Origin of the sequence: Streptomyces sp. NPDC101237, from assembly GCF_044767465.1 — a bacterium.
Classification (GTDB): Bacteria; Actinomycetota; Actinomycetes; order Streptomycetales; family Streptomycetaceae; genus Streptomyces; species Streptomyces gramineus.
Window position 1 is genome coordinate 140,713 of the sequence record NZ_JBIWNY010000010.1, and the last position, 14,970, is coordinate 155,682.

18 protein-coding genes are annotated in these 14,970 nt (G+C 73.1%); 8 read left to right on the forward strand and 10 right to left on the reverse strand.

From position 1 onward, the window contains the following. Positions 1 to 5: 5 nt before the first annotated feature. From ACIRQ9_RS17785 to ACIRQ9_RS17800, 4 genes are all read right to left on the reverse strand, one after another. Complete coding sequence (locus ACIRQ9_RS17785) at positions 6 to 1,061, reverse strand: ketoacyl-ACP synthase III family protein (RefSeq protein WP_404173565.1); 1,056 nt, start codon at positions 1,059 to 1,061, stop codon at positions 6 to 8. A 506-nt stretch (positions 1,062 to 1,567) separates the two neighbouring features. Then, the gene (locus ACIRQ9_RS17790) at positions 1,568 to 1,936 is read right to left on the reverse strand and encodes a hypothetical protein (RefSeq protein ID WP_404173568.1); all 369 of its coding nucleotides are present in this window, start codon (positions 1,934 to 1,936) and stop codon (positions 1,568 to 1,570) included. Continuing rightward, positions 1,933 to 2,592: a hypothetical protein gene (locus ACIRQ9_RS17795; protein ID WP_404173571.1), complete on the reverse strand. Its 660-nt coding sequence runs from the start codon at positions 2,590 to 2,592 to the stop codon at positions 1,933 to 1,935. The genes ACIRQ9_RS17790 and ACIRQ9_RS17795 overlap by 4 nt, the downstream gene beginning before the upstream one ends. After that, complete coding sequence (locus ACIRQ9_RS17800) at positions 2,583 to 3,158, reverse strand: RNA polymerase sigma factor (protein ID WP_404173574.1); 576 nt, start codon at positions 3,156 to 3,158, stop codon at positions 2,583 to 2,585. Before ACIRQ9_RS17800 ends, ACIRQ9_RS17795 begins: the two co-directional genes overlap by 10 nt. Positions 3,159 to 3,315: 157 nt before the next feature. Here ACIRQ9_RS17800 and ACIRQ9_RS17805 point away from each other — a divergent pair, with 157 nt between their 5' ends. The 6 genes from ACIRQ9_RS17805 (at position 3,316) to ACIRQ9_RS17830 (ending at position 6,332) form a co-directional block, all read left to right on the forward strand. After that, positions 3,316 to 3,801: an Asp23/Gls24 family envelope stress response protein gene (locus tag ACIRQ9_RS17805; protein ID WP_404173577.1), complete on the forward strand. Its 486-nt coding sequence runs from the start codon at positions 3,316 to 3,318 to the stop codon at positions 3,799 to 3,801. Between the two features lie 81 nt (positions 3,802 to 3,882). Continuing rightward, entirely contained in the window at positions 3,883 to 4,050 is a 168-nt protein-coding gene (locus ACIRQ9_RS17810) for a hypothetical protein (protein ID WP_404173580.1), read from the forward strand. Continuing rightward, on the forward strand, positions 4,047 to 4,460 hold the full coding sequence (locus ACIRQ9_RS17815) for an Asp23/Gls24 family envelope stress response protein (protein WP_404173583.1): 414 nt from the start codon (positions 4,047 to 4,049) through the stop codon (positions 4,458 to 4,460). The genes ACIRQ9_RS17810 and ACIRQ9_RS17815 overlap by 4 nt, the downstream gene beginning before the upstream one ends. A gap of 52 nt (positions 4,461 to 4,512) precedes the next feature. Next, a complete protein-coding gene (locus ACIRQ9_RS17820; RefSeq protein WP_404173586.1) occupies positions 4,513 to 5,169 on the forward strand; it encodes a DUF6286 domain-containing protein in 657 nt (218 codons plus the stop codon). A gap of 30 nt (positions 5,170 to 5,199) precedes the next feature. After that, positions 5,200 to 5,808 (forward strand): alkaline shock response membrane anchor protein AmaP, encoded by a 609-nt coding sequence (locus ACIRQ9_RS17825; protein WP_404173589.1) that lies wholly within the window; start codon positions 5,200 to 5,202, stop codon positions 5,806 to 5,808. 59 nt (positions 5,809 to 5,867) lie between these two features. Then, entirely contained in the window at positions 5,868 to 6,332 is a 465-nt protein-coding gene (locus ACIRQ9_RS17830) for a hypothetical protein (protein WP_404173592.1), read from the forward strand. 117 nt (positions 6,333 to 6,449) lie between these two features. On the opposite strand, the gene ACIRQ9_RS17835 is transcribed toward ACIRQ9_RS17830, so the two are convergent. The 6 genes from ACIRQ9_RS17835 to ACIRQ9_RS17860 all read right to left on the reverse strand — a co-directional run bounded on the left by ACIRQ9_RS17835 (position 6,450) and on the right by ACIRQ9_RS17860 (position 12,005). Beyond that, positions 6,450 to 6,791 (reverse strand): antibiotic biosynthesis monooxygenase family protein, encoded by a 342-nt coding sequence (locus ACIRQ9_RS17835; RefSeq protein ID WP_404173595.1) that lies wholly within the window; start codon positions 6,789 to 6,791, stop codon positions 6,450 to 6,452. 320 nt (positions 6,792 to 7,111) lie between these two features. Further along, positions 7,112 to 8,119 (reverse strand): MerR family transcriptional regulator, encoded by a 1,008-nt coding sequence (locus ACIRQ9_RS17840; protein WP_404173598.1) that lies wholly within the window; start codon positions 8,117 to 8,119, stop codon positions 7,112 to 7,114. A 4-nt stretch (positions 8,120 to 8,123) separates the two neighbouring features. After that, positions 8,124 to 8,795 carry a HEAT repeat domain-containing protein gene (locus ACIRQ9_RS17845; protein WP_404173601.1) on the reverse strand — a complete coding sequence of 224 codons (672 nt, stop codon included), beginning with the start codon at positions 8,793 to 8,795 and terminating at the stop codon, positions 8,124 to 8,126. A 263-nt stretch (positions 8,796 to 9,058) separates the two neighbouring features. Then, on the reverse strand, positions 9,059 to 10,312 hold the full coding sequence (locus ACIRQ9_RS17850) for an MFS transporter (protein ID WP_404173604.1): 1,254 nt from the start codon (positions 10,310 to 10,312) through the stop codon (positions 9,059 to 9,061). Further along, positions 10,309 to 11,445 (reverse strand): PLP-dependent cysteine synthase family protein, encoded by a 1,137-nt coding sequence (locus ACIRQ9_RS17855; protein ID WP_404173607.1) that lies wholly within the window; start codon positions 11,443 to 11,445, stop codon positions 10,309 to 10,311. Before ACIRQ9_RS17855 ends, ACIRQ9_RS17850 begins: the two co-directional genes overlap by 4 nt. A gap of 119 nt (positions 11,446 to 11,564) precedes the next feature. Next, positions 11,565 to 12,005: a hypothetical protein gene (locus ACIRQ9_RS17860; protein ID WP_404173610.1), complete on the reverse strand. Its 441-nt coding sequence runs from the start codon at positions 12,003 to 12,005 to the stop codon at positions 11,565 to 11,567. Positions 12,006 to 12,343: 338 nt separating this feature from the next. Here ACIRQ9_RS17860 and ACIRQ9_RS17865 point away from each other — a divergent pair, with 338 nt between their 5' ends. Then, a complete protein-coding gene (locus ACIRQ9_RS17865; RefSeq protein ID WP_404173874.1) occupies positions 12,344 to 13,555 on the forward strand; it encodes an alkaline phosphatase in 1,212 nt (403 codons plus the stop codon). 263 nt (positions 13,556 to 13,818) lie between these two features. Then, positions 13,819 to 14,865 carry a cation diffusion facilitator family transporter gene (locus ACIRQ9_RS17870; protein WP_404173613.1) on the forward strand — a complete coding sequence of 349 codons (1,047 nt, stop codon included), beginning with the start codon at positions 13,819 to 13,821 and terminating at the stop codon, positions 14,863 to 14,865. The last annotated feature ends 105 nt before the right edge of the window (positions 14,866 to 14,970 follow it).

A 14,970-nucleotide genomic window follows, 5' to 3' on the forward strand; every position in this document is an offset into this window, starting at 1 on the left:
ACCTTTCATGAAGCGGCGACCGGGCGGACGGCGGCCCAGTGCGGAGTGTCGATGACCTCGATCACGGCGCACGCGATATTGAGTCCGGGCCCTACGCCGAGCATCAGGAAATGGTCTCCGGGTCCCAGTTCACCGGAGAGCAGGAGTTGTTCCAGTGCCACCATTTGGTCGCTGGCGCCGATATGGCCGACGGTGCGTCCCTGTTCCCAGGTGGAAAGGGACATCGGCAGGCCCAGCGGTATCATCGCGCGTCCCTCGACGCGTTCCCGTGAGCCGTTGGCATAGGCGACGCGGGTGACGTCGTCCATCGTGATCCCGGATTCGTCGAGGGTGCGGCCGACGAGTTCGTCCTGCGCCGCCACGAGCTTCAGCGGTCCTGCCGGGTCCCGGTCCGGGCCGTCGAGCCAGCGGTCCTTGGAGTCCCCGAAGTCGAGCTTGCCCGGCCGGCCGGCTCCCGGCGGGAACAGCGGCTCGGGCCCGCGGTGCATGGCCTCGTACTCGGGAAGGGTGATGGCGTTGACGGACTTGAGCCGGGCGAACCCCTGCCGTCGGCTCAGGACCACGGCGGAGCCGGCGTCGCCCATGACGAAGTGCGGGCTGAAGCGCCAGCGTTCCAGCAGGTCGGAGGTGAAGTTGTCGGCGGAGGTGACCAGCGCGGCCTCGTGGTCGGCGGACGCCATGAGGTGACCGGCCGCGAGTTCCAGCGCCGAGAACATGCCCATGCAGCCCTGCCGCAGCTCGGCCGCCGTCGCCCGCCCGGCGCCGGTGTGCCTCTGCACGTAGTACTGCGGACACCAGCCGTGGGGGCCCTGGTACCACACGCTGACGTAGAGGACCAGACTCAGGTCCGCGGGGTCCTGGCCGGCCCGTTCGAGCGCTTCGCGGCACGCCCGCACCGCCATCTCGGGGGCGGGCACCTCACCCGCGACGGTGACGCTGGTGATGCCGTAGGACTCGGCGGCGGCCCGGTCGATCAGTCCGCGCTCGACGGCCCATCCCATGGGAACACGGTCGGGCAGATATGCTCCCAGCCCGCTGATCAGCACGTCGGACGCTTTCATGACCCACCCCGGAATCTCTCTCGTTCGCTTTTCGTGAGAACTGATCAGGAAATGCTCGAGGGCATGCGGAATCGCGACTCCGCTCGTTGTGACAACGTTTTCCGTCGGGGTGGGAAAGGGTCAGGAAGTGATGGGGGGAGGCGTCGGCCCAGTGCGGATCGAACCGTCTCGTCGGTCGTCCGGGGGCGCGCCGTGCCGTCTGTGAGAAGCGGGTGGGAATCTTTTGAGCGTCGACTCGCTCATGCGCCAAACTCTCGGAACCCGTCATGATTCGGCAGGGGGTGTGAATTCCTTCGAGTAAGGGTGCACTCCGTTTCAGTGTGCGTCAAGATGCTGACGACATGAGGGAGGCGATAAGGGCACAACGAGGGCATCGAGGTTTAAAACGACAGCTGGTTCGCGTGAGGACCTTAAGAAGGTCGAACGGCACCATGGTCTCGGCGGCGTCCGCGCGCGGGCGGGACCCGGGCCGAGCGGGCTGCGCGACACACCGCTCGCAGGCTCCCTCATCCCCTGCCGTCACGGGCGGCGACGCGGGTCACGGTGACCGTGACGGTGACCGGCTCGGCGGCGGCGAGGCGCGAGACGAGCGCGGTGCGTACCCGGTCGTGGACGTCCCGGGCTACGTCCAGCGGCCGCCGGCCCTCGGCCAGGGCGCAGCGCACCTCGACCTTCCATCCCGAACCGTCGCAGGCCCGTTCCGCCCGGATGCCCGCCTCGGGGGGTGCCCGGTGGGACATGGTGTACGTCCGGGCGGGTACGGCGGCTGCCGCGAGGCGGCGGGCGAGCCGGGCCGGAAGGCCGGTCACCCCGGGAACGCGGAGGGCCGCGTCGGCCGCGACGCCGACGATCACGGCCGCCCCCGCGGTCGTCATGGGGCACCGCCGCCGACGTGCGGCGGCCACGGCTCCAGGACGTCGACCACGGTGATGTCCACGGCCGTCACGGCGAGTCCCAGCTCCTCGGTGGCCGAGCGGAGGACCGCCCGCCGTACCCGCTGCACGGTCTCGGGCAGCGGACGGCCGAGGGCGGCGGCCACGGTCATGGTCACGAGGACGTTCAGGCCCTCGCCCGCGGGCGCGAGGCGGCAGGCCGCGGCCCGCGTGCCGGGGACCGTGTCCGCGGCCCGCCGCAGGATCTTCGCCGCCGCGCTCTCGGCGATCCGCAGGTCGCGGTCGGGGTCGGCCAGGCGCAGCAGTCGTCCCAGTCTCGCCTCCGCCCTGACGGCGGCCATGACCCGGTCGGCGAGCGCGCGAAGTCCGGGCGGGTCCGTCGCGCGCAGGACCCGGGTGGCCGCGTCCACCGTGGCCAGCCCCTCCACGGCCTCGCGGCAGTACGGGCAGGTCAGGGTGTGCGGGTCCGCTTCCGGTGCGTCGTCCCGGGCCTGTTCCCAGACCCGGCTGAGGAGGCGGCCGCAGGGCAGCGACTGGTCTCCCGGGAGCGGCGGTGTGTCACGGGTGGCCGGTTCGGTGCGGGTGCCGTCGGTTCCGGGCCGTCCGCAAGGGCGGGTGTACGGGCGGTCTAGCGCCATGGGCCCATCGCCTCCTGGAGGGATCGGCGTGCCCTGAACAGTCGTCCGCGGACCGTCGGCTCGGAGGTCCGTGTCACGTGGGCGATCTCCTTGTAAGGCAAGCCTTGCACCTCTCTGAGGATCCAGCAGGCCCGCTGGGCGGCGTCCAGTCCGGCGAGGGCGCGGGTCAGGTCGGCGGCGGCCGCGTCCTGCTCGGCGACCCGGTCGGGCTGGCTCCACGCGTCGCCCGCCACGGGTTCGGCCGCGGTACCGAGCGGGAGGGGCGCCGGCCGTCGCCCGCGCATGGTGAGGCAGCGGTTGACGGTGATCCGGTACATCCAGGTGCGGAACTCGGCTCCGTGCCGGTATTCCGGCAGTCGTCGCCACGCGCTGACGAAGGCCTCCTGCACGGCGTCCTCCGCGTCCTGGGGGTTGCCGAGCATGCAGAGGGCCAGGGTGAGCAGGGGCCGGCTGTGCCTGCGGACGAGGACGGCGAACGCGTCCTCGTCCCCCTCGGCCGCGCGTACCGCCAGCAGTCCGTCCGGCAGGTCGTGTTCCGGCCATGTCGAGGCGGTGCGTTCGATCATGACAACTCCCGCACAGGGCTCGGGATCGCCAGGTACCCACCCGTCCGTGTGTGATGCGTGTCACACGAGAGGGGTGTGAGAAATGCGCCGCCGCGCGTGTCCAACGGTGTGACGAGACCACTGAGGTGTCTCCCACCGACCGATCGAGGCGACCGCCATGACGGACAACATCACCAGTGTGAGCGGAGGCGGCCGGGCGAACGAGGGCGTGAGTGCGCTGAAGGGCCGCACCGGCGCCGGGGCTCCGGCCGAGACGCGGGGGAGGACCACCATCGCGGACGGCGTGGTGGCGAAGATCGCGGGCATGGCCGCCCGCGAGGTACCGGGCATCTACAACCTGGGAGCCGGGATGGCCCGCGCCCTCGGCGCCGTACGGGAACGCGTCCCGGGCGGCGGCGGAGGTGTCACACGAGGCGTGAAGGTCGAGGTCGGCGAGCGGCAGGCCGCCGTGGACCTGGATGTCGTCGTCGAGTACGGCGTCCCCATCGTGGACGTCGCCGGGGGCGTGCGGACCAACGTGATCAGCGCCGTGGAGCGGATGACGGGGCTGGAGGTCGTCGAGGTGAACGTCGTGGTCGACGACGTCCACCTCCCCGACGAGGACGACGGGCAGACCGAACCGGACGAGAGCCGGGTGCGGTGAGCGCCGTGACCGCCGTCGAACGCCCCCGCACGAGCGGGCGCTCACGGCGGGACGGACGCTCGCAGGACGGGTGAGTGCGACATGAACACAGCGATGACGGGCCTCGCGGCCGGGATGGCCCTCGGCTTCGCCGCGTACTTCGGCGGCTTCTGGGCGTTCCTGCTCGTTCTCGTCCTGGGCGCGGTGGGGCTGATCGTCGGTCTCGCCGTTCAGGGCGACCTCGACCTGCGTCCGCGGAGGCAGCGGTGAACACCCGGCCCGGCGCCCCGCCCGGCGACGGAGGGACCGGGCTGCCGGCGCGGGACCTCGGCTTGCCGCCCCCGGCCGAGCGGGGCGCGACCGTCATCCCCGACAGGGTGGTCGCCCGCATCGCCGTCCAGGCCGCCCGAACCGCCCAGTCCCGGCGCGCGGCCGTACCGCCCGACCGGGACGCACCGGCGGCCCCCGCCGCCACCGCGGTGACCCGCACCGGCACCGTGCGCCTCCACCTGGCCATGGACCTGCCCTATCCCACCGACATCCCCGAGGCCTGCGCGCGGATACGGCAGGACGTCTCCGGGCGGGTCGCCCAGCTCACCGGCCTGGAGGTCAAGGAGGTCACGCTCACCGTCCGGCGGCTGGTGACGGCCGCCGGCGCGAGGCGGGGACGGGTCCGGTGAGCCGTCCCGCACTCGGTCCCGCCGGCCTCACCACCCACCGAGGAGGACCGCCATGACACCCGACCCGGACCCGCCCACCGAGCCCGTCACGGTCCCGCCGGCCGAGGAGCGAACGGCGGAGCCGGGTCCGCCCGGCATGCGGCCGACGGACGGTGAGCCCGCCGAAGGACACCGGACCCACCGGCCGTGGTCCGCGCGACGTCTCCCCGCCGCGCTGGTCGCCGCGCTCGTTCTCCTGGCGTCCGGCGCGGCCCTGGTCGACGTCATCGCCGTACGGGCGGGACGTCCCGCCGCGGCCTGGCGCCGACAGCTCGCCCACGCACTGGCGACCCGCCCGCTGGACGACGTGTGGATGCTCACCGGAGCCGCCGTGGCGGCCGCCGCCGGCCTCTGGCTGATCGTGCTGGCCCTCACGCCCGGCCTGCGGAAATGGCTGCCCCTGCGCTCCCCGCTGCCCGGCCTGCGGGCCGTTCTGGACCGGAACGGCGCGGCCGATCTGATGCGGGACGCGGGCCTGCGGGTGCCCGGCGTCGGCGACGCCCGCGTCCGGATGGGCCGACACCGCGTCACCGCGCGCGCGTACGTCCGTTTCCGCGACCCCGGGCGGGTGAAGGAGGACCTCACCGCCGTCCTCGACGACGAACGCGACCGGCTCGCCCTCGCCCACCCGCCCCACATCGCCGTACGCGTACGGCGAAGTTCCCACTGACCGACCCTCAGCAGCTCCGGAGCGCGCACCATGACGCGGCAACCCGTGGTCAACCGATTCCTGCTGGGCCTCTCCGGCCTGATCCTGCTCGGCGGCGGCCTGCTGATCCTCTTCGCCGGGCTCGACCTCTACCGCCGCCACGACCTGGCGCCGCCCGCAGGCTGGCCGCTGACCGTCCCGGGCGACGTCCTGCTCAGCTCCGCCGACCGGGACCGCTGGAGCGCCCAGGGCTGGTGGTGGTGGCCCGCGGTCATCGCGGCCCTCGCCCTGGTCTTCTTGCTCGCCCTGTGGTGGCTGCTCGCCCAACTGCGCGCACGCCGCCCCAAGACCCTGCCCGTCGGCGGCGCTCCCGGACAGGACGGCGTCGAACTGCGCGACCACGCGCTCGGCAACGCGATCGCCGCCGAAGCCGGCGCCCTGCCAGGCGTCGAGCGATCCGCCGTACGCATCACCGGCCGTCCCGCCCGGCCGCACACCCGCGTCGGCCTCACCCTCGCCTCCCGGGCGGAACCCCGTACCGTTCTCGACGCCCTGTGCGAGGGCCCGCTCCGCACCGCCCGCCGCTCCACCGGCTCCGCCCGGCTGCCCACCGAGGTCCGCCTGCGGGTCGCCGGCCACCGACCGCACCGCGTGGAGTGAGAAGACGGGCACCCGCTCCGCCGCGCAGGCCCACACGGAAGGAGCCGTCGGCGTTCGGTGTGAAGTCCACCCGGCAGGAGCAGCGCGACGACCTGGTGCTGCCCGAGGGCGTGCCGGTGATCAACCCGGATGTGACGGCGGCCGAGGCGGCCGCGGACCTGAGGGCGCTGCCCTGGTGGACGTACGCCCTGCTCATGGTCGCGGCCCCGCTCATGGGCCTGGTGTTCGCGCTGCGCGGTCCGCGTGCCTTCCTCGACGAGGACCAGGAGGTCCAGGACCTGCCGTCGACGTCCCGGGCGGAGATGCTGGCCGACAACCCCGTGGAGCACGCGATGACCGACCGGCGCGACCAGCGCCTGCTGGACGCGCTCGGCGAGATCCACTCCGAACGCCACCAGGAGGAGATCCGGGTGGCCGTCGTCTACGGAGCCGGTCACGTCCCGGCGATCGTGTCGGGACTGTGGAACCGTTACGGGTACCGGCCGCGTGAGGCGGAGTGGCTCACCGTCCTCGTCCCCGGGTAGGCCACCGCGCGAGGTCCGGCACTCCGGCCGTGAGCCGCCCGGCCGGTCCTCCTCACCGGTGCGGCGTCTCCCGGAGGCGGCCCTCGGTCCATCCGCCGCACGCCGTGTGCCGTCCGGTCACCGGGATCTCTCGCCGTGGGTCGACAGCACGTGGAACAGCCGTGGCTGGACGTCGGTCGCGATGGTGGCCGCCTCGTCCATGTGCACGCGGGCCTCGGGGTTGGCGAGCATCGCGCGGTAGTGCGCCTCGGACTCCCACTGGGCGTAGTTGATGACGCGTTCGCCGTCCTGGGAGGCGTGGAAGTTGGCGCAGATGAAGCCCGGCTGGTGTTTCATGGTCTCTTCCGTGGCCCGGACGAGCAGTTCGAGGAGTTCGCTCTGGCGCGTGGGCGAGACGCTGAAGACGTTGATCAGTGTCGCCACGGGGCGCGTGCTGTCGATCTGTGCGGTAACGGTCATAGTTCTTCCTCTCCCCTTACTCGCGTGGGCTGTGCCCTCGGCGAGGCCACATTCCCCCGATCGGATGCGGCCCCGCGCTCCGGGCAGCCGACCGCCGCCGGGCGAGCGGTGGGTGGCCCGCGCCCAGGCGCGGTGGAGGTGCCCGGAACGGTCCTCAGACCGCCACCGTCGCGCCTGCCGGGACGGGGTGGAGAGTGCCGCGAACTCCAGGGGTGCCGACGGACCGACCGATACGTCCGGCGGGGCGGGCTCGGCGCCCGCTCCTGTCCTGACACCCCTCCACCCCGGCGAAGCGCTGGCCCGCCACCCCGTACGACCGGTCAGCGGGCCTCGCGGAGCCGGAGCAGGTAGGCGGCGGTGAGCGCGACGGCACGGTCGTCGTCCCGCGACAGCTCCACGAGGGCACCCGACGCCGTATCCCCCGGGATGCCCGCCAGCGCCTGGGTCAGCCGTCCTCGTGCGGGCGCGTCGGCCGTGGCACCGGCGAGACGGTCGACGAGCGCGCTCGCGATCCGGTCGGCCGCCGCGGGGTCGCTCGCCAGCGTGCTCAGGGCGTCCGCCGCCTCGGTGTCGTTCCCGCCCGCCACGATCATGCCGATGAGCGTCGGGACCGCCTCGACCACGCCACGGGCGCCGAGCGCCAGAGCCGCGTACCCGCGGACCACGACGTCGGCGTGGGTGAGGGCGTCCCGCAGGTGGACGGCCGCCTCGTCGCCGGGCAGCTCGGCGAGCGCCTGGACGGCACGCTTGCGCACGGCGGCCACAGGCGACCCGAGTCCGTCCGCCAACAGGGCCGGTCCGCCGCCGTCGTCCGCTCGTGCCAGTGCCCAGCGAAGGGCTCCAGCCACGTTGGGATCGGTCTCGCCGAGTGCCGCCTCGACCAGTGCCTCCACCGGAACCGGAACTCCCCGGGCCGAGGCGAGGGCCGCGCGCTGCCGGGCGTCCGCGCTCTGCGACCCCAGCCCCTGGAGCAGCGCGACGACCTGCAGGACGTCCTCCCAGCCGGCGGGATCGGCCGCGTCGATCCGGCTCAGTCGCGTGAGCAGTTCGGTCTCGGCGGCGATGCGGTCGCGCGTCCGACGCACGAGGTCGCCGACGAGCGCCGAGGGAGCGAACCCCGGATCGTCCAGCGCGCGCCCGATCTCACGCAGCGACAGGCCCAGCGACCGCAGGCTCTCGATGTGGAAGATCCGCCGGATGTCGTTCGCGTCGTACTCCCGATAGCCGGAACCGGTGCGCCCCGAAGGCCGCACCAGCCCGAGCGATTCGTAGTGCCGGAGCATGCGCGCACTGACCCCGGACCGTCTCGCCACCTCACCGATCAACACCGCTCTATCGTCCGTCCCCCGGCGCCCCGTCGAGGGCGACGACGCGCTTGGCCTCCTCGATCGCCGGCTGGAACCCGGCGTCCGGGTCGCGCAGCAGCCGCTGGGTGGCGAGCGCGTGGGCACGCACACGCGGGTCGCCGGCCGTCGCCGCGGCGTCCAGGGCGGGCACGCTCACCTCACCGAGCGCGGTGAGCGCCTGACCGAGGCTCAGCTGCGTCTCCTGTCCGCCGCGCCCGAGCTGGGCCGCCAGGACCGCGGCCAGGGCGGACCTCTCGCCGTCGGGTACGAGCACGACCGCGGCCCGCCAGGCGCTCCGCGCCACCGCGTCGTCGGCGTCGGACAACAGCGCCGGTGTGACCGCCGGCCACGCCCGCCGGTCCCCGATCTTGGACAGGGTGTGCAACGCCTGGCTGCGTGCCTGGGCATGCTCCGACGCCGTCTCGCGGAGCAGCCGGGGGAGCGTCAGGGACACCGGGTGACGGACAAGGGCCCAGGTCAGCATGTCGCGGACGAAGAACTCGGGCTCGACCGCGCAGCGCTCGACGAGCTTGTCCACGAAGTGCGGGCCGGGCGCCGTACCGGCCGCCAGCGCGGCTCGCAGCCGCACCGCCGACCGACCGTCCGCCAGCCCCTGGAGCGTCCGCTCCGTATCCGCAACCCTACGCGTCCTGGTCATCGGGACCACCTCCTCACGCGGCAGTCAAGGCCTTGCCACCGTGTCAAGGTCAAACCCCGCCGGGCGCCCGCGGCGGAATGAACCCGGCCGCCGCTCTGGAGGACACCGACCGACCTGGTCCGTTCCTACGGTCACTCACCTGCCGCCGGTCTCAGTGGAAGGACCGCGATGCCCGAGCAGACAAGCGCCTCGCCGGGGGGCCACACCACCGTCGCGCCCTGGGCCGTCACCGACGGCACGGGGGCCTTCTTCGACTTCTGTGCTCAAGCGGTGAGCAGCCTCCCCTCCTCCCGCAGCGCCAGCCCTCCGGCGCGGGCGAGCGCGGCGACCGAGGCCGCGCAGGCGAGGCCGGTAGCGGTCAGCCCGCACCAGGGCAGCCAGCGGGCGTCATGGCGGACGGCGAAGTCCCACAGGACCCCGGTGGCGAGGTTGCCGACGGTGATGCCCAGTCCGGAGACCGTGTTGTAGAGGCCGTAGTGGGTGGCGACGAACCGGTTGCCCGAGAGGGTGACGACGGTGTCCATCTCGAACGGGTAGACCACCGCGCCGCCCGCCGCGAGCAGCGCCACCGCCACCGCGAGGGCGGCGAGGACGGCTGCCGTGGCGTCGGGCGGGGTGAGGGCGAGCGGGAGAAAGGCCAGACCCATGGCGGCCAGTCCGCGCACCAACGCCTGGTCGGCGCTCCAGCGTTGCTTCGCCCACCCGGTCAGCCGCAGCTGCCCCGCCACGGCCACCACGGCGGAGACCACGAAGAGACCGCTGGTGGCCCAGGTGCCCCGCGCGCCGAGCGTGTCCTGCGTGGCGAGGGGCAGCGCCAGGTAGACCTGGAAGGTGAGGACCTGCGAGCCGATCATGGCGGTCGCGAAGAGGAGAAAGGGCCGGTTGGCCACGACCGTCCGCCACTGCGCGAGGACGTTCTCCGACGCCGGACCCTGGTCGTCGCCGCGACGGCCGGGCAGGGCGCGCCACTGGAGCACGGTGAGGACGGCGAAGATCGCGGCGGCGATCGTGCACACCAGGCGGAAGTCGGCGGCCAGCAGGGCGAGTCCGACCAGCGGACCGAGGAGCATCCCGGCCTGGTAGTAGACGTTGAACGTCGCGAACGCGTCCACGCGACGCTCGCCGGCCTCCCCGGCGAGGCACGCCCGCACGGCCGGGTTGAAGAGGGCGCCCGCGAACCCGGTGGCGGCCGAGGCGGCGATGAGGGCGGGCAGGTTGTCGACCCAGCCGAGCAGCCCGAAGCCGACGGTGCGCAGCAGACAGCCGGCGATGATCGGCGTCTTGTAGCCGAAGCGGTCGGCGATGGTGCCGCCGATGAGGAACATGCCCTGCTGCGAGAAGTTGCGTACCCCGAGGACGAGTCCGACCGCCCAGGCGGCCAGGCCGAGGCCTCCGGAGAGGTGGGCCGCCAGGTAGGGCATGAGCATGAAGAACGCGAGGTTGATGGCGAACTGGTTGGCCATCAGCAGCCGTGCGGTGGGCGGGAAGGAGAGCGTCTGGCGCCAGAGCGTCTTCATCGTGCGACTCCGGCGAGGGCGTGCCGCGTGGCGGCGAGCGGGTTGGTGATCCGGGTGCAGCGGGTCCAGCGGGTGACCACCCGCTCGTCGGGGCGGGCGATCTCGTCGGGGTCGTCGGCGGGCAGGTGGCCGAGCAACCGGTGCTCACGGCCGTAGGCGTCGTCGAAGACCGTGCCGACGTAGCGCTGGGGCCCGTCCGGGAAGACGGCGACGATCCGGTCCTCGGCGGGCAGCGTGCGGCTCAGCCAGCGGGCCACCAGCGAGACCGCGCCGACGCTCCAGCCTCCGGTGGCGTAGTGGTCGCGGGCCAGTCGGCGGGCGGCCCACACCGCCTCCGGCGCCGCGACCCAGTGGACCTCGTCGAAGAGGTCGTAGGCGACGTTGCCGGGATAGATGCTGCTGCCCAGGCCGCGCATCAGCCGGGGTCCTGCGGGCTGGCCGAAGATGGTCGAGCCGGTCGTGTCCACGCCGACCACCCGCAGGCCGGGGGAGAAGCCGCGCAGGACGGAGGCGATGCCCGCGGAATGCCCGCCCGTGCCGACCGAGACGACGAGCGTGTCGATACGGCCGAGCTGGGCGACGAGTTCGTGCGCGAGCGGCCCGTAGGCGGCCACGTTGTCGGGGTTGTCGTACTGGTCGGGACACCACGCGTCCGGGTGTGCGGCGAGGAGTTCGGCGACACGGCCGCGACGCGCCTCCTGCCAGCCTCCGGCGGGGTGCGGGACGTCGACGAGGTCGATCTCGGCGCCGTACGCGGTGAGCAGACCGGTCATCATCGGTTCCATGCCGGGGTCGGTGACCACCGTGACGGGGTGGCCGTGGATGGCGCCGGCGAGCGCGAGCCCGAGACCGAGGGTGCCGGAGGTGGACTCGACGATGCGGCCGCCCGGCGTCAGCTGTCCGCGGTCGCGGGCGGCGCGGACCATGTACAGGGCGGCGCGGTCCTTGATGCCACCGGGGTTGTGGCCTTCGAGCTTGGCCCAGAAGCCGCGGCCGGCGGCGGTGAAGGGAGCGCCGATCCACAGGACGGGCGTGTCGCCGACCAGGTCGGCGGGGGTGTGCACCGGACGTTTGGCTTCGGCGGGCGGCTGGGCCGGGGACGTGGGCACGGCGCTGCGGACGGTGTGGTTCATGGCGTGCTTCTCCTGCGGCCGGCACGCAGGACGGGGGCCGGCCGGGTGTCGAGGGAGGGAGGCTGAGGTGTTCGGCTCGCCTGCCGCGGGCACGCGAGGGCGCGCGGCGGCGGGGCCGCTCAGGTCCGCCACACGCCGAGGCGGGCCCGTGCGCCTGTGGGAGAGAGGTCGTCGGGGACGGGGCGCGAGCGCCGTGAGGCCGGACCCACGGCGGGCCGCGCGTCGAACGGGCAGGTCGCCGGGGCGCCGTGGACAGCGGCGGGGACGGTCAGCGGCACGACGCGCGGAGGCTGGAGCGTCGGCTCGTCCGCACCGCAGCAGTGCGTGGTGCCGTCCTGCTCGGGAGCGGTCCGTCCGACGGCCGTGCGCAGGCTCGGGCCGGGCGTCTGCGCACCGCCCGCCGACGGCGTCAGCAGGAGGGTGTCGGCCCGCTCGGTCAGCCCGGGGTTCGGCCCGTGTGCGCAGTCCAGGACGTGCGTGAGGGCGGCCAGCAACAGCAGGAGCACCGCTCCGGTCCGTGCCACGGAGCGGCCGCCGCGCACGACCGGGCCAGCCCTCATGAACGCACAGGGTAGTCAATCGATCACTCAGGGCTCGCGTGCGAAACGCGTACGGTGTCTCTGCGTCCGCCGGCCGTCCCGCGGGTGCGCCCGGCGGCCGGACCCCGGCCGACGGTGACCTGTCCGGACAAGTTCGGGACCTGCGCCTTTACCCCACGGTGGAGATCCCGTCGCGCGTTGGCCATCTGTTCTTGGTCAACGACCTCCAAAAGGACCTTATGTTCGCGGTCAAGCAATGGGCAAGAACAGTAACGGAGGACGTTGTGTCCCTGGATGTTCGTAGGGCTCGGCGGTTCGCCGCTCCCGCAACCGCCGCGGTCGCCGCCGCGGTCGTCACGATGGTGGTCAACCCGACGCCTGGCGCCTCGGCCTCGGCCGGGCACGCCTCGGCCAAGACCCCGACCGCCAAGAACGTCATCTTCATCAACGGTGACGGCATGGGCGCGGCCACCCGCCAGGCGGCCCGCCTGCACCTGGCCGGCCTGGGCGGCCGGCTGGCGATGGACAAGCTGCCCACCTCGGGCCAGCTGACCACCGAGCCGGACGACCCGAAGGCCGTGGTCACCGACTCGGCCGCCGCGGCGACCGCGTGGGCCACCGGCGAGAAGACCTACAACGGCGCGATCAGCGTCGACGTGGACGGCAACCCGCTGGCCACCCTCGGCCAGCAGGCCAAGGCGGCCGGCAAGGCCACCGGCCTGGTCACCACCGCACAGGTCACCGACGCGTCGCCGGCGGCGTTCTTCTCGAACACCGCCAACCGCTCCGCGCAGGACGAGATCGCCCGCCAGTACATCGAGGTCAGCAAGCCGGACGTCATCCTGGGCGGTGGCGAGGACTGGTGGCTGCCCGCGGGCAGCGCCGGCGCGTTCAAGGACCAGCCCGCCGAGGACCCGTCCGAGGCGAGCAAGGGCACCAAGGGCAACCTCATCGCCAAGGCCAAGAAGGCCGGTTACTCCTATGTCTCCAGCGCGGACCAGCTCAGCCGCGCCAAGAGCGGCAAGCTCCTGGGCCTCTTCGCCAACGAGGAGATGTTCCAGCAGCGCGCCGAGGGCCAGGGCGACGTGTACAGCCCGGTGGTGGGCCTTTCCACCATGACCAGCAAGGCGCTGAGCACGCTGGACAAGAACAAGAAGGGCTTCTTCCTCATGGTCGAGGAAGAGGGCGTGGACGAGTTCGCCCACTCGAACAACGGCACTCGCGTCCTGCAGTCCATGCAGGAACTCGAGAAGGCGGTGGCCGTGGCCCGTGCCTACGTCGCCACGCACCCCGACACCCTGCTGGTCGTGACCGGTGACCACGAGACCGGCGGCCTGGCCGTCGAGGACTCGGACGCCACCGACGAGTCCGGCACCGGCATCTCCGCCGAGGACGGCCCGTTCGCCATCCGCGGCAGCGAGAAGAGCTTCTACATCGACTGGACCACGTCCGGGCACACCGGTGTGGACGTTCCGGTGACCGCGGCCGGCCCGCTGTCCGACCGCTTCACCGGCAAGCACGCCAACACCTACGTGTACGACGTGCTGCACCAGGCTCTCACGCGCCGCTGAACGAAGTACTGACGACGCAGCCCCGGGCCATCGTGCCCGGGGCTGCGCCGTACGCCTCAGCCCTGTGACGGCGGCGAGCCGCGCCGCTCACCGGGTGGCACTCGCCACGACATGGTTCCGCCGTGCTCCCGCCGGGCAGGTTTCCGCAGGTCAGAGCAGAGTTATCGGAGATGACAACGGTCACCGGTGCAGCCTTTGGCGATCGGGAACCCGGTGGGTTTCACTGCGGTTGGAGCACTTGTCGGGAGAGGGAAGGCCTCGCCATGAGCGATCACGATCACGGGCATGATCAGGGGCACGCGCACGATACGGGTCACGGCGGGGGCGGCCACGCCGGACACTCCCACGGTGTCTCGGCCGACGCCGACCGCCGCTGGCTCGCCCTCGCCCTCACCCTGATCACCGCGTTCATGGCGATCGAGGTCGTCGTCGGCATCGTCGCCCGCTCCCTGGCCCTGATCTCCGATGCGGCGCACATGCTCACCGACGCCGCCTCGATCGTCCTCGCGCTGGTCGCCATGCGGCTCGCGGCCCGCCCGGCCAAGGGCGGCTTCACCTACGGCCTCAAGCGCGCCGAGATCCTCTCCGCCCAGGCCAACGGGCTGACTCTGCTCCTGCTCGGCGCGTGGCTGGCCTACGAGGCAGTACGGCGTCTGATCAGTCCGCCGGAGGTGGCGGGCGGGCTCATGCTCGCCACGGCACTCGCCGGCATCGTGGTGAACGTGGCCGCGACCTGGTGCCTGTCCCGGGCCAACCGCTCCTCTCTCAACGTGGAGGGCGCCTACCAGCACATCCTCAACGACCTGTTCGCCTTCATCGGCACCGCCGTCGCCGCCGGGATCATCGTGGTCACCGGTTTCGCCCGCGCCGACGCCATCGCCACCCTCGTCGTGGTCGCCCTGATGGTGAAGGCCGGTTACGGCCTGCTGCGCGAGTCCGGCCGCATCTTCCTGGAAGCGGCACCGGCCGACGTCGACCCGGACGCCCTGGGCGACGAACTGGTCGCCGAACCGAAGGTGGTCGAGGTCCACGACCTGCACGTCTGGCAGATCACCTCGGGGCAGGCGGCCCTTTCGGCGCACATCCTGGTCGAACCCGGCGGTGACTGCCACGCCGTCCGCCGTGACCTGGAAGAACTCCTGCGCCACGACCACGGCATCACCCACACCACCCTCCAGGTCGACCACGCCGCCGCCGTCCTGCTCGACGGCCCCCTTCCCGGCGACCGCGACCTGCTCCCCCTGGACGACGACGGCCACTGCGAGGAGGCCCACGGCCCGGTGCACCGGGACGAGCCCCACGAACACTGAGTCCCGGGGGGGCGGCGGCCGCCGCGGGCGGGCGCCGGGGGGGGGGGGGGGGCCGGCGCACGGGGGGGGGCGGCGGGGCCGCCCCCACGCGGCGGCGGGAATGAG